At 62.2% G+C, this 13,769-nt stretch carries 13 protein-coding genes and 1 pseudogene; 1 reads left to right on the forward strand and 13 read right to left on the reverse strand.

The window, feature by feature from the left end:
• The 13 genes and pseudogenes from ONR57_RS10905 to ONR57_RS10965 form a co-directional block, all read right to left on the reverse strand.
• Nucleotides 1-309: pseudogene (locus tag ONR57_RS10905) on the reverse strand (diaminopimelate epimerase); the annotation flags it as partial.
• Between the two features lie 165 nt (nt 310-474).
• Entirely contained in the window at nt 475-1,569 is a 1,095-nt protein-coding gene (locus ONR57_RS10910; RefSeq protein WP_265123387.1) for an ABC transporter ATP-binding protein, read from the reverse strand.
• Nucleotides 1,570-1,578: 9 nt separating this feature from the next.
• Entirely contained in the window at nt 1,579-2,535 is a 957-nt protein-coding gene (locus tag ONR57_RS10915) for a glycoside hydrolase family 68 protein (RefSeq protein WP_265123388.1), read from the reverse strand.
• 2 nt (nt 2,536-2,537) lie between these two features.
• Nucleotides 2,538-3,452: a carbohydrate ABC transporter permease gene (locus ONR57_RS10920; RefSeq protein WP_265123389.1), complete on the reverse strand. Its 915-nt coding sequence runs from the start codon at nt 3,450-3,452 to the stop codon at nt 2,538-2,540.
• A 3-nt stretch (nt 3,453-3,455) separates the two neighbouring features.
• Complete coding sequence (locus ONR57_RS10925; RefSeq protein ID WP_265123390.1) at nt 3,456-4,406, reverse strand: carbohydrate ABC transporter permease; 951 nt, start codon at nt 4,404-4,406, stop codon at nt 3,456-3,458.
• A 1-nt stretch (nt 4,407) separates the two neighbouring features.
• Nucleotides 4,408-5,730, reverse strand: coding sequence for a sugar ABC transporter substrate-binding protein (locus tag ONR57_RS10930; protein ID WP_265123391.1), 1,323 nt, complete (start codon nt 5,728-5,730; stop codon nt 4,408-4,410).
• A 58-nt stretch (nt 5,731-5,788) separates the two neighbouring features.
• On the reverse strand, nt 5,789-6,814 hold the full coding sequence (locus ONR57_RS10935) for a LacI family DNA-binding transcriptional regulator (protein ID WP_265123392.1): 1,026 nt from the start codon (nt 6,812-6,814) through the stop codon (nt 5,789-5,791).
• 227 nt (nt 6,815-7,041) lie between these two features.
• A complete protein-coding gene (locus tag ONR57_RS10940) occupies nt 7,042-8,139 on the reverse strand; it encodes a hypothetical protein (protein ID WP_265123393.1) in 1,098 nt (365 codons plus the stop codon).
• A gap of 13 nt (nt 8,140-8,152) precedes the next feature.
• Nucleotides 8,153-9,151: a hypothetical protein gene (locus ONR57_RS10945; protein WP_265123394.1), complete on the reverse strand. Its 999-nt coding sequence runs from the start codon at nt 9,149-9,151 to the stop codon at nt 8,153-8,155.
• Nucleotides 9,148-10,020 carry an ABC transporter ATP-binding protein gene (locus ONR57_RS10950; protein ID WP_265123395.1) on the reverse strand — a complete coding sequence of 291 codons (873 nt, stop codon included), beginning with the start codon at nt 10,018-10,020 and terminating at the stop codon, nt 9,148-9,150. Before ONR57_RS10950 ends, ONR57_RS10945 begins: the two co-directional genes overlap by 4 nt.
• On the reverse strand, nt 10,017-10,415 hold the full coding sequence (locus ONR57_RS10955) for a GntR family transcriptional regulator (RefSeq protein ID WP_265123396.1): 399 nt from the start codon (nt 10,413-10,415) through the stop codon (nt 10,017-10,019). The genes ONR57_RS10950 and ONR57_RS10955 overlap by 4 nt, the downstream gene beginning before the upstream one ends.
• A 106-nt stretch (nt 10,416-10,521) precedes the next feature.
• Nucleotides 10,522-11,433, reverse strand: coding sequence for a tRNA (adenosine(37)-N6)-dimethylallyltransferase MiaA (gene miaA / locus ONR57_RS10960; RefSeq protein WP_265123397.1), 912 nt, complete (start codon nt 11,431-11,433; stop codon nt 10,522-10,524).
• Nucleotides 11,421-12,170: a hypothetical protein gene (locus tag ONR57_RS10965; RefSeq protein WP_265123398.1), complete on the reverse strand. Its 750-nt coding sequence runs from the start codon at nt 12,168-12,170 to the stop codon at nt 11,421-11,423. Before ONR57_RS10965 ends, miaA begins: the two co-directional genes overlap by 13 nt.
• A gap of 253 nt (nt 12,171-12,423) precedes the next feature.
• Here ONR57_RS10965 and ONR57_RS10970 point away from each other — a divergent pair, with 253 nt between their 5' ends.
• The gene (locus ONR57_RS10970; RefSeq protein ID WP_265123399.1) at nt 12,424-13,767 is read left to right on the forward strand and encodes a DUF349 domain-containing protein; all 1,344 of its coding nucleotides are present in this window, start codon (nt 12,424-12,426) and stop codon (nt 13,765-13,767) included.
• Nucleotides 13,768-13,769: the final 2 nt, after the last annotated feature.

Below are 13,769 nucleotides of genomic sequence, written 5' to 3' on the forward strand. Positions count from 1 at the left end.
GAGTCCAGCGGCGTGCAAATAGTGCGCGAAGACCCGCACCCCGTTGCCGCACATCTCGGCGATCGAACCGTCCGCATTGCGATAGTCCATGAACCAATCGCCGGCCGCGACACCTTCCGGAAGTGTCTGCAGGACGCCAGCGGCCATCAGCGCGGCCGCTTTCGCCACCCGCAGAACACCATCGGCACCGATTCCCCGCTGCCGGTCACACAGTGCAGCAACGCGGCTTTCCGTGAGCTCAAGCGCGCTGTCCGTGTCAGCGAAGATGAGGAAATCATTTTCGGTACCGTGCCCCTTGCTGAAGGGAATACCGCCGCTCACTTCGCTCATCCTCGTCCTTCCGGAAAACACCTCTTCGTTAGACTCCGCCATGCAATGTTATGCCGTTGCCCGGGAACCATCCGCGGCACCGCTCAATCGAACAGTGGTGTGCCACGCATTATTCCCGGGCCATGCGCATTGCCCAGCCCAGACTTAGCCCAGACGGCGACCTGTCTCCGCCGAGAACGTGTGGATCTCGTCTGGCCGGATCCGCATACGCAGCCGGTCCCCTTTTGCAGGTGGTGTCCGCGCGTCGACTCGCGCGATGATGTCCCCATCAGCATCGCCATGACTGAGTAGGGATGCGTAGCAGAACGCCTCCGAACCAAGTTCCTCGACAACATTGACCTGCACGTCGAAACCGCCGTCGCTCGCACCTGCTCGTTCGAATGATTCTGGCCGGAAGCCGACTGTCACCGAGTCTGCCCCTTCCGCCACGGCCGCCGCACGCACCGCAGGTGTCAAAGGGAGCAACTCAGAACCCAGACGCACGCCGTCTCCCTCTATAGGCAGCGTTTTCAGATTCATCGCGGGCGAGCCGATGAACCCCGCGACGAACGCGTTCTTGGGCCGATCGTAGAGCGCCCGCGGCGTGTCACATTGTTGCAGGACCCCATCTTTCAGGACCGCAACACGGTCACCCATGGTCATCGCTTCCACCTGATCGTGAGTGACGTACACCGTTGTGACGCCGAGGCGCCGCTGTAGCGCGGCGATCTGCGTGCGCGTCGACACACGCAGTTTGGCATCAAGGTTCGACAATGGCTCGTCCATGAGGAACACCTTCGGCTCGCGCACAATCGCCCGGCCCATCGCCACCCGCTGCCGCTGGCCGCCAGACAGCGCTTTGGGCTTGCGCTCGAGGAATTGCTCGAGATCAAGCAACTTGGCCGCCTCTGCCACGCGGCGGCGGATCTCGTCCTTCGGCTTCTTCGCGATCTTCAGCGCAAAGCCCATGTTGTCCGCAACGGTCATGTGCGGGTAGAGCGCGTAGTTCTGGAAGACCATGGCGATGTCACGCTCTTTTGGAGCGATGTGCGTGACGTCGCGGTCACCGATGTGGATCGACCCCGAGGTCGCTTCCTCCAACCCAGCCAGCATGCGTAATGTCGTCGACTTCCCGCAGCCTGACGGGCCGACGAGCACAAGGAACTCGCCATCGTTGATCTCAAGATCGAGGTCGTTGACCGAGGGGCGCTCCGCACCGGGGTAGAACAGAGTTGTCTGGTTGTAGGTCACAGTTGCCATTGCTGATCCTCAGTGCTGGTTTGGGTTGTTAGCGGTGGAGACGAGTCCACCGTCGCGGATAATCACAGGAATAGGGTCGGTGAGTTCGCCGATGAACCTGTCGTTCTCGGTGTCGCGGAATCCGATAAGCTGCCATCCGCTGCCGGTCTCGACAAGCCGGGCTGCGTACAGACTGTTGTGCTTGAACGGCGTTGCCAAACCGATGTCGAACGGTCCGGTGATGCTGTCTGCCGGCACCGCCCACATGGATCCGGCTGGCTTCGGTTCGCGCAAGCGAGGCGCGAGCTGTGGTGGGTGGCAGCAAAAGATCAGCAGGGGCTGGCCGTCGATGACCGCCACTTGCGGCACTTCAAGCTGTCCGAAACCGTCAGGTTTGCTGAGTGGCGGCTGCACTTCCCATGTGCGCAGATCGGCACTGCGCGCGTGGCCTATCACGCCGCGTTCTTCCGGGGCACCCTCCCGCGCACGAGCGGTGATAAGCATGTGCCAGCCGTCGCCATCGGGGTCTGCGAAAACAAACGGGTCACGCCATGCTTCGTCGAACCATGCTGTGCCGTCATATTTTTCGTACCAGCGGGCGTCGGCCTCAACGAGCGGCGTGTCACCCTGCCGGTGCCACGTTATGAGGTCGTCAGAAGTGGCGAGGCCGATCCGCTGAATGAGCCCATTCTCGGCACGGCTAATTCCCGTGTAGAACATGTGCCAGGTCCCGTTGGCCGCTTTGATGACCGAGCCGGTCCATGTCGCCATGTCGTCCCACGCTGGCGCATCGGCATGGACGAGCGCGTCGGGCTGGAGCGTCCACGTGTGAAGATCTGCTGATGTCGCGTGACCGATACTGGCACGCAAATGGCGACGTTCCGGATCGATAAGCGCCCGTGAGGCACGGAGAAAGAACGCATGGTGCTGGTTGCCATCGTGGGCGTACCAGCTGTCCCACACCCAGTGGTCAGGTAGTCGAAGCATGGTCAGCCTTTCATGCCTGTGGAGGCGATCGAGTTGACGAACGCGCGCTGGAAGCAAAGGAAGAGAATCAGCACCGGAAGTGTGATGAGCGAGGTATACGCCATGATTTCGCCCCACGCGGTGTCAAGCTGGAAGAAGTACTGCATCCCCACCATCACTGGGCGCAGTTCCTCTTGCTGTGCCACCATCAGCGGCCAGAGATATGCGTTCCAGGCGCCGGGCGAGCTAACGAAGGTGAGAATGGCGGCGGTGGCGAATACCGGACCGGACAGCGGCACGATGAGCTTCCAATAAATCTGGAACCAGCTTGCGCCGTCAACCCGGGCAGCTTCATCGAGCTCGCGCGGTATGGATTTGAAGTACTGCGCAAAAAGGAAGATGAAGAACGCGTTCGCGACGAACGGCAGAATCTGCACATGATACGTGTTGAGCCAGCCCTGACTATAGGTCGGCATGAGCCCGTTGAACTCGACAGACGGGAGCTTCGCGACCCAATACACGAGTGGGATGGCGACCGTTTCGAACGGCACAATCAGCGTGGCGATGATGATGGAGAACACGATCTTCTGTCCGCGCCACTTCATTCGGGAGAGGGCGAACCCGCACATGCTGTTGACGATTAGACCGAGTCCGACAATGGCCGTCGTGATGAAGATCGAGTTGAAGAGGAACCGGATCACCGGCACGCGGTCGAAGACGCCTGCGAAGTTGGCGAATGTGAGTTCACCGATGGGGAGGAAGGCGCGCAGCGAACGCAGATCCGCGAAGATTGCAGCGTCGGTTTTGAAAGCCGACACAAACATGAACACGATCGGGAACATGAAGAACAGCGCGAGCAGAGCCATTGGTATGTAACGCGGCCATGTGCGGCGGACCAGACGCTTCTCGTCAGTGTCGGGTTTGATTGCGATTGTCATCGGTCAGTCCTCGTCTCGAGTCATATAGCGCTGGATCAGTGAGACCGCGAGAACCAGCACGAAAAAGATCAGCGAAATCGCAGCGCCGTAACCCATTTCCTGCTCGCGGTAGCCCTTGCGGACCGCGTAGAAGACGAGGGTGCTCGTAGAGTCAAGGGGCCCGCCCTGCGTCATGACGTCGATCTGCACGAATAGCGCGAACGCCGCGATGGTGATTGTCACCAGGACGAAGACCATGGTGGGTTTGAGGCCCGGCATCGTGACGTAGCGGAAGCGCTGCCATCGGTTGGTGCCGTCGAGTTCGGCAGCCTCATAGAGGTATTGGGGAATCGTCTGCAGGCCTGCCAGCCAGATGACCATGTGGAAACCCACGCCCTGCCACACCGAGAGCACCATGATCGCGGGCATCGCGGTCGCGGGGTTGCTCAGCCAGGCTGTACCTTCGACAGCTCCGCCGGTAAGCGTGCTGAGCATCGAGTTGATCAGCCCGTCTTCCTGGTACATGAAGCGCCACAGGATGGAAACCACCACCATCGACGTCACGACCGGGATGAAATAAATGGTCCGGAAGATATTGCGGCCCTTAAGCTTCTGGTTCACCAGCAGCGCAAGAATGAGCCCCAGGCCAGCCTGCACGGGGACGACCACCGCCGCGAAGTAAAAGGTGTTCAGCAGCGACGCCCGAAAGACCTCGTCTTCGATCAAGGCGCGGATGAAATTGTCTAGCCCGACGAACCTGGGCGGGTTGGGCGAAATCAGGCGCATATTCGTGAAGGCAATTGTGAACGCCAGAATCACCGGGATGATCAGGAAGAGACTGAGCAAGACCATGGCCGGTGCAGCCAGTCCCAAGGCCGCCCGCTGGTCCGGATGCCGCCCTGCGCGGCGCCTGGGCTTCGATTCGGGTTGTTTGTCGTGGGCGCCCGGAGCGGGCGCGAAATCCGTTGTAGCCATGTCAGAATCCGTAACCGTCGTTGGACCTGATGTTGGCGTCGATGTCGCGTACCGCCCGATCGAGCGCGGTTTGCACGTCGGCACCATGCATGATGTCCTTCAGTGTTTTCTCAAAGACACTTGAAACCACCTGGTATGCAGGTGTTTCTGGCCGCACGACCGCCAGCTCGCGGGCGAAATCGACTGTCGGCCGCAGGAGTCCGTCATCGCCGAATTCCTCCGACAGCTCGGTCGCAGCCTCGCTCGCCGGGATAACACCGAGTGCGTTGCTGAATTGAGCAATGAACTCCGGCTGAAGGCTGAACTCGAGGTACTCAAACGCACCTTCGGGGTGTTCGCAGGACGTGGACACTCCCCACTGCCAACTCGCACCGCCGACGACGGGTCCACTACCGAAATCCGGGGGCGGCAGTAGAAGCATGTCATCGCCCCATTCGTCGTACGCGTTGAGCGCTTCCCAACTGCCCTGCCAGCTCAGCGCGACGGTGCCCTGCAGAAACTCGGGCCGCGCCGGATTACCTTCCCGGCTCACGAGACCGCGATCAAAGAGGGACTGAAACCACTCGCCGAACGCGACCGCTTCAGGACCGTTGAGAGCTCCCTCTGCAGAGCGGAAGGTACTGCGGTCGATCTGGTCCCCACCGAAGCTCTGCAGGAAGGGCGAATACGCATACGACCACCATTCGCCATCGGCTATACCGGTCCCGAGGTCCAGCGGATACCTGAAATCACCGCTCGCGGCGAGTGTTTCGAGCGCCGCATCGAACTCCTCACCCGACCATGGCTGCTCCAGAGTCGGGATTCGGATGCCGTACTGCTCGAGGACCGACTTGCGGGCGTGAATACCCAGCGCAACGTCGTAGTACCCGACCGAGTAGGTCTCACCCTGATATTCGCCCACTGCGGAGGGAAGCAGTTGCCCCAGCAGGTCTTCGGGGAGGTCTAGCGGCCGGAGCAGTCCAGCCCACGCCCAGTTCGGCACGATTGGGCCGTCAATATCAACGATGCACGGCAGATCGTTGGTGAGGGCGGCCGCAGTGATGGCATCGCCGTACACGAGCTGCGGGAACGCTTCTTGACGCACGACGTACGTGTCCTGGGACGCATTGAAAGCATCGATCACTGCAGTGATCGTGGCGAGCTCTTCGGGGTTACCCGCGGCATGGTTCCACATGTGGATCTCGATACGATCCTCCGCCGCGTTTGCGGTGGAGCATCCGCTGAGAACCAGCGCAGATGCGGCAGAGACAGCCAGCAACCTCAACGCACGAGGTACTCGCCGTGAGGTGCCCGAAGGACTGCGCCGCCGAAAGCGGTGACGCATCACGGTTCCTTTCCTCACCCTGTAAACGAGGGTGTTGGTGTGTATGAAGCCGACCGCGCTAGCCGCGCGGCGGCGCTATGGAGTGACGCCGTATCAACGGACATGGCATCAAATGACGTTGTGGCACAACGGGTGCAGTTGATGTGATCTGGTGCAGCAACGTCTCAACCGCCCACACGCCCATGTCGTAATGCGGCAGTGCTGCGGTGGTCAGCCCGGGCGCGATCGCGTCGGATATGAGCTGCTGATCGTCGTATCCCGCGATGGAGAGGTCCTGCGGTATCCGCAACCCGTGCTCGGCGGCGGCCCGGTACGCCCCCATCGCCATCCGGTCGTTGTAACAGAAGATCGCAGTCGGCGGGTTTGCAGCGTTTAGCAGCACTTGGGCGGCGCGATACCCACCGTGCGAACTCGGTTCGTCTGCTGCAACAAGACTGTCACCGGCAGGAAGATCGTTGCTGAGCAGGCAATGCCGATACGCATCGAGCCTGAGGCCTTTGGCGATTGGCCAGTCCCGATCAGTAATGTGCCCAATTCGGCGGTGTCCTGCGGTGATCAGTTCGCTGACCACCGCCACAGCCCCGCCGAACTCGTCCGGCACGACGGACGACACCGCACCGCTCACCGGTTCGGCATCTAGCGCCACGTGCGGAATGCCTGCTAGCTCCTCTGGAATCTCGATACGCTGGTGGTACATCGTGGCGACGATGGCGCCGTCAATCTGCCGCTGCACCAGCGCTCGCGCAGCGAGGTGCTGCTCTTCAACATCACCGCCCGTGTTCAGCATCAGCAGGAGATACCCGACCTTGTGGGCCGCGTCGTGTGCTCCCTGAATCATCTGGCCTGCGAACGGCGTCGTGGCAATCTCATCGCTGATGAAACCGATCATGTGAGTCCGCTGCGTGCGCAGGCCGCGTGCCACGGTGTTCGGCTGGTAGCCGAGTTCCCGCGCCGCAGCCTTAATGCGCTCTCTCGTTTCGGGCGCAACGCGGGCACCTTCGACGTTGTTTAGCACAAAGGAGACAGAGGCCACGGAAACGCCGGCGCGCTCGGCGACATCTTTGATCCGCACTTTCCGGGCCATCGAACACTCCTGGTTAATCGGTTTGGCAAAACGTTTAACCAAGTATGTGATCCGCAACACGTGATGTCAAGGGGGTCGCCGGAAATTCGTGTGCGCGCAGCCTGACCGCTGGCGCGAAGACCTCGCGAGACCGCCGACCGCCCCGCGAGCGTTTGTTAGGTTCTCTGCGCGGAGATCGCTACAAACGCTCGCGGTGTGGCGGGCGGCGAGTGCCCTTACCTTCTGAGTCAGGTGAGTCGTCGTAGTCCGGTCCGCATGGGTGCGAGCAGCCCGGTTATGACTAGCACCAGCAGTCCTGCCTCGGTGAGCTGGAAGCGCCAGAACTGTGAATTCGCGTGGTAGCGGATCTCGTAGCGGTCCGCGCCGTGCCCGCGGAAGCATGCAGCCAGGTACTCGTGGTAGTCATTCTGGGTGATGCGGTGAAGCTCTTCGTATTCCGCTTGCCGCGTCGCGAACTGTGCACTCGGCTCCCCGGCCCGTGGCTCGGGCGGCATCGGCCAGTCCCCGTGCCATGGACACGCGGCCCAAAGGCTGGGCAGTGCTCGCCCCTCGGCTGTCACGTAGTCGTAGCTGAGCGTCCAAGCATCGTGAGTGCCTCTGTCAGCATCTCCCAACGGATACTGCCCATCCCTCACGGCGGCTTCTACACTCATGACGTGCACGGAAGGCGCAGCGTAGTGCGGCCGCAGGTACGAGGCAATCGCAGTACCGAACACGAGGAGCACGATCATCGTGACCGCGCTGGCGGCAAGCTGGCTTCGCACCCAGAGCGCTATCGTTGCCCCAGCAAGCAGGGCCGTGAACGTGGTAAGGGACGCGATCAGCGGAGTCGTAGTGAAATGCTCGAAGGCGAAACGCCCTTCCCTCGCTCCCACATATGCTGGCTGTTCCCGCGCCGCCAGAGCCAGCAGGACGGATGCTGCGGTGACCGGTATAAAAACGACAACGATCTTGGCGCCGCACCACTTCCGCCTCGGCACGCTTTGGGTAAACGCGAGCGTGGTTGTCCCGTGTTCACTCTCACGCGCGACAACGCCGGCGCCGACGAACGCGCCGAGCAGGAGCGGAAGCAGCCCGGCGCCCAGCTGCGCGGCCTGCAAAGCCAGCCCGGTGATGCGCACCCACCAAGGTTCACGGCCTGACCCAACAGGCCCCGGCGAATGCGCATACAGCTGTTCTAAGACGGTGAGTGTCACCGCAGCCGCTAGCATCACGACAACAACGACTGCGATCAGCGTCCTGTGCTGACGCCACGTCACACGCAAAACCCGTGTGCGGCAGCGCTGCTGGCTTCCGCTAGCGGTCTCGCTTTTTACGGTGGGCACAACTGCACCTCGTTTACACTCGCTTGAGCTGCCAGCGTGCTGGCAGCAGAAGGATCAATCCGGTCAAGACCAGAAGACCTGTCTCGCGCAGCTGGATGGCCCAGAAACTCTCATCTGGATGGAAGTAGACGACGGTGGTGACCGCGCCGTGCTGGCGCAGACAGCCAACCATTTCCTGCTCGCTGGTCATACGCTTCGTCACGGGCTCCCGGTCACCGCGTTCGACCGTCCACCAGCGCGGGCAGAGCTCATGCTGGTTTACTGGCTGCCCGGTCGCGTCAACTGGGCCACTCGAGAGCAGCCAGTCGTGATAGCGCGCAAACACTTCCGGGCCGTCGGGTGTGCCGACCCCCGTCCACACCGTGCCCAGCGGTTCTTCTCGCACGTGAGCCTCAGCGAGGTGCGGGCGCATCGCACTGCCCAGAACGACGATCCCCAAAAACGCCAGTACGACGGCGATCGGGACCGCAAAACTGTTCTTTACGAGCAAACCGAGCACACTGCCCAGCATCAGAGCGGCAAACATCCAAGCCGCCGTCACCGGACCCCACGTCAGGTAGACGATTTGGGTGAACCTGCCTTGAAAAAGATTGCCAGCGGGCACCCGGATCGAGGCGAGGGCGGCACCGAGAACACCCGCGGCAGCCGACACGGGCACGAAAATGACGAGCACTCGTGCGCCGTACCAGGAAAATCTGCTCGCCGACTGGGTGAAGGCCAGCACATACGTCCGGGTTTCGAGTTCACGCACTGTCACGACAGCACCGATCACCGCACCGACAACAACGATGCTCAGCACCACGATCCCACTGATCCAGCCGATCGCGGACCCCGCGTAGCACTCGATGGAGGTACAGACCCCGGGTGTGTACTGCGGGTCCGGCCCCGGGTTTTCAGCGCGATAAGCCCGCAAAATGACGCCGCTGGCCACCACTGCTGCCGTCACGAGGGCGTACGCTGTGAACAGCAGCATCAGCATCCGGCGGTGCTGCCGCCACACAGTGGCAATCATGGGGCGACTTCCTCGGCCCGCAAGTACCCAATGACGACGTCGTCGAGAGTCGCCGCGCCAACATTCCACCGCTCCGATGAGGATGGTGCGTGACCGCAAATCAGATAGCTGTGCATCCCGCGTGTCCCCCGTTCCTCGACAATCACTCCGAAGTTCTGCGCCTCTGAACGCGTCCCCGCACCCGTGAGAACGAAATGCTGGCTCAGCACCTCGTCTATCGGCCCTTCAAGCCGCACCTGACCATTCCCGAGCAGAATCATTGCGTCAGCAAGGTCGGCGACCTCACTAAGGACGTGTGAGGACAACAACAACGTGGTCCCGCGCTCAGCAACATCCGCCATCAGGATCTGCGCGACCGTTCGGCGCGCAAGCGGGTCAAGATCTGCCATTGGCTCGTCAAGCATCAGCAAGTCGGGCCGGCGCCCGAGAACAAGCGCGACCGCGACAATCGTGCGCTGCCCCGGAGACAGATGCTTGACCCTCGCACGAAGACCAATCCCGGTGCTAGTCGCGATTTCCCGGGCATAGTCCGCATCCCAATCCGGGTTGGTGTCGGCACCGAAATCAAGCATCTCAGCAACGCTCAGCGACGGGTACAGCGGCTTGTGCTGGGCAAGGTAAGAAACACCATCGAGAATGTGGTCGTATCGCGGCGCTTGCCCCAGCACACTAATTGTTCCGGAGTCAGGCCGGAGCAAACCAGCCACCATCGACATCAGGGTCGTCTTGCCGGCACCATTAGCGCCAATCAGAGCTGTGATCGACCCAGTCGCGACATCTGCGGTGCACCCAGTGAGCGCGTGACGCTTCCCGAACTTCTTACGCACATCACGCAAGGCCAGAGCGACGTCAGTGGCCGTAGATGTCATTCGGAATCTCCTGCCTTATCGAAGTAGATGTCGAGTACATCCGACACGAGCGCCTCCAGATCTTCTCGCCCAAGCCCCGCATCCTGGCCCTCACGGATCCAGCCATCCAGCTGGATCCGGAGGGTTTCCGTCTCCGCCATCCCCGGCTTCGCGAGCGACTTCGTGACAAAGGTTCCGAGACCCGCCCGCGGCTCCACAAGCCCTTCAGATTCAAGTTCGCGGTACGCCTTCAACACCGTGTTCGGGTTGATCGCCAGTTCGTTGACCACCTCTTTTGCCGTCGGCAGCCGGTCGCCCGGAACCAGATAGCCAAGCCTGAGAGCCCGCTTGGTTTGCATCACAAGCTGCACGTACGCGGGGACCCCTGACCCTCGGTCGATTCGGTAGAGGACCACGACGACCTACCTCATTTCACTAATGTAATAGCACATTGATGCTTACACGATGCTGGAAGCGTGTCAACATGAGTGCTGCCCTTGCCCCGCCGGGTGACGCAGGAACCTATCTGCGAGCGATCCGCAGCGCCGTTGTGACCATCGCAGGGTCAGATCCGTCGATCCAGTGAATGCGATCGTCACGCCTGAACCAGGAACGCTGGCGCCGCACATACCTTTTCGTGCCCTGAAGGGTGAGTTCGTACGCCTGCTCCAGGCTGTGCTCGCCGTCAAGGGCCGCAAGCGTCTGGGCGTAACCGATTGCCCGGGAGGCTGTTACACCGTCACGCAGACCCTGACCGATGAGCCGCGTGACTTCGTCAACAAGCCCAGTCCGAAACATTAATTCGGTCCGCATGACGATGCGATCGTCGAGTTCTGCGGTGTCCCGGTCGACACCGAGAATCACTGTGTCCCATTGCGGTTTCCCACGGTGTGGCTGTGACGCGGCGAATGGCTTCCCGGTGAGTTCAATGACCTCGAGCGCGCGGACGGTGCGCCGGGGATCAGTAGGCAGGATGATTCTCGCGGCGTCAGGGTCTTGGCGGGCAAGTTCGGTGTGCAGAGCTTGCACTCCGATTTCCTCCAGGCGAGCTTCCCACCTGGCGCGCACGGCGGGGTCTGTCGCCGGAAACTGCCAATCGTCGATCAGCGCCTGGATGTACATCATTGAGCCGCCAACGATCACTGGGATGGTTCCGCGATCAAGGAGACGCTCGATGTCGAAAGTCGCCGCTGCCTTGTAGTTGGCGACGGTAGCCAGTTCAGTGACGCGCAGCGTATCGATCTGGTGATGAGGAATACCCCGGCGTTCTTCCACAGTCAGCTTGGCGGTGCCGATGTCCATGCCGACGTACTGCTGCATGGCGTCGATGTTGACGACTTCCCCTCCGAGCCGTTCCGCGATTTCGAGACCGAGGGCTGATTTCCCCGACGCTGTCGGCCCGATGATAGCGATTGGGCGTGTCACGGCAGCCACACCCCGGTGTGGTACCCCACCCCGTACGGCGCACAGTCGAACCGGCGTTCAACGGCTGCCACACCATCGTGGAACAGAGCCCCGAGCACCTGCCATGCGGCTCGCGTACAGGCACCGAGTGCGGTGCACAGCCGTTCATCCAGAGCAGCCAACCACTTGACATCGCCAGTGTCGAGAGCTTGTGCGAGCGCGTCCTCGAAATCGGCCGCTCGTTCGTCGTACGCTTTCGGCGCGCGCTCAGTAAGGGCACTGGCTCCGTCGGCAACGATGAGCACACCGACGCGTTCACCGGCCGCGTCGAGTTGCGTACGCAGCCGGCGTCCGATCGCGGCCGCCACTTCGGCTGACGCGTCGGCTGGCACGTATTCGACCTCGCAGCGGCACTCGGGTGCCGCAGCGCCCCGCACCCAGCCAGCAATCAACGCGGGCAGGGGCATGTTTCGGTCCGGGGCTGGCAGTTTCGGGTTACTGGCCGAAACTGCCGGCGGCGCGAGCGTCACCCGCACATCCACGCCGAACCCTCGGAAAGTCCCGATCGCGTCCGCACCGGTGTGGACCGGCACCTGGCCCGGCCGCTCGTCGACGCCGATGACGACCCAGCGCTCGCTGCGCAGCCCCAGTTCTCCCGCCACGTCGAGCACGGCCCGCCTGAGATCAGCTGACTCGGCGGCAGCCGCATTGGCCAGCTCAGGAACGAGCAGCGGCGGGCCCGGAATGAACGCGGCAGCAGTGAACACAACAGAAAACGGTACCCGTGCACGAGAAACGAGCCACACCGGAGCGGGGTGAGCCGCTCGAAGGGCGTGCGTTGAGGGTTTCAGCTCGAACACACTAAGTGAACACTTCAGAAGGTTTTCGTAGCCATATCGCGTTCCGCGCGGTTGAATGGAGCGTGTGCCGGGATTCACGTTCGGCACCGTACGCACGCTTGGACAGGTTCCGCGCCTGTGCGAGCACGGCAGCCGTGACGCGCGGCAGAGATGAGGAACGATGACCGACAGCACGCCACAACCGCACGCCCACCAGGCTTCCACGTCGAAGTCCATCACCCCCGGAGACGCCGCGAGCGCGCATAGTGCTCACCACCCGCACCCAGTCCACCCGGTCGCCCACACCTCCAACGATCCTCACAAGTTCGGCCGTATCGACGATGACGGCACGGTCTGGCTGATCACCTCCGACGGCGAGCGCTCGATTGGCTCGTGGCATGCAGGAGATCGCGAAGAAGGTCTTGCGCATTTCGGACGCAGATTCGATGATCTGGTCACCGAAGCCGAGCTGCTCGAGGCGCGGCTTCAAACCGGCGCCGGCGATCCCAGAAAGACACGCGAAGCGGCCGAACACCTCGCTGAGACTCTTGCGACTGCAGCGGTCATTGGTGATGTCGCCTCTCTCGCACAGCGAATTGGCGCGGTGATCACTGGCGCGGACGCCGCGGCAGCACATGCCCGGCACGCAAAAGAGGCCGAACGCGCGAAGCAGATCCAGCGCAAGGAAGCTCTCTGCGCCGAGGCGGAGCAAATCTCCGCGGAGTCGACGCAATGGAAGGCCGCTGGTGATCGGCTGCGGGAAATCTTCGACGAATGGAAGACCATTCGAGGTGTCGACCGCAAGACAGATGACGCCCTGTGGAAGCGTTTCTCGAAGGCGCGCGACGCTTTCAATCGCCGCCGCGGCTCACACTTCGCTGAACTCGACCGCGAACGCGCCGCCGCTAAATCACGCAAAGAAGAACTCGTTGCGCGCGCGGAAGAACTCGCCACCTCCACTGACTGGGGCCCCACCGCGGGGACTTTCCGCGACCTGATGAGTGAGTGGAAAGCCAGTGGCCGGGCTCCCAAAGAGGCCGACGATGCGCTGTGGAAGCGCTTCAAGGGCGCGCAGGACACGTTTTTCGCAGCCCGCAACGCAGCCGCCTCAGAACGGGACGCGGAATACGTCGAGAATGCGGCAGCAAAAGAGGCCCTTCTCACCGCCGCGGAGGCGCTCGACCCCGCGAAAGACCTGGAGGCTGCACGCGCCGAACTGCGCACACTCCAGGAACGCTGGGAAGCTATAGGTCGTGTTCCTCGTGAGCGCGTGCAGGAACTTGAGGGTCGTTTCCGTTCAATCGAGAACCGGATACGCGACGCTGTCGATTCGCAGTGGCGCCGCACCGACCCCGAAGCTGAGGCGCGCGCCGCACAGTTCCGCGAGCGTGTACACCAGTTCGAAGAGCAGGCAGCGAAAGCGGAAGCCGCAGGCAGGACCAAGGACGCGCAGAAGGCGCGTGAGCAGGCTCGTCAATGGGCCGAGTGGGCGGCGGCTGCGGAAGGCGCGCTTTCGTCACGCTGACG

Source organism: Hoyosella sp. YIM 151337 (assembly GCF_026041215.1).
Lineage (GTDB): Bacteria > Actinomycetota > Actinomycetes > Mycobacteriales > Mycobacteriaceae > Hoyosella.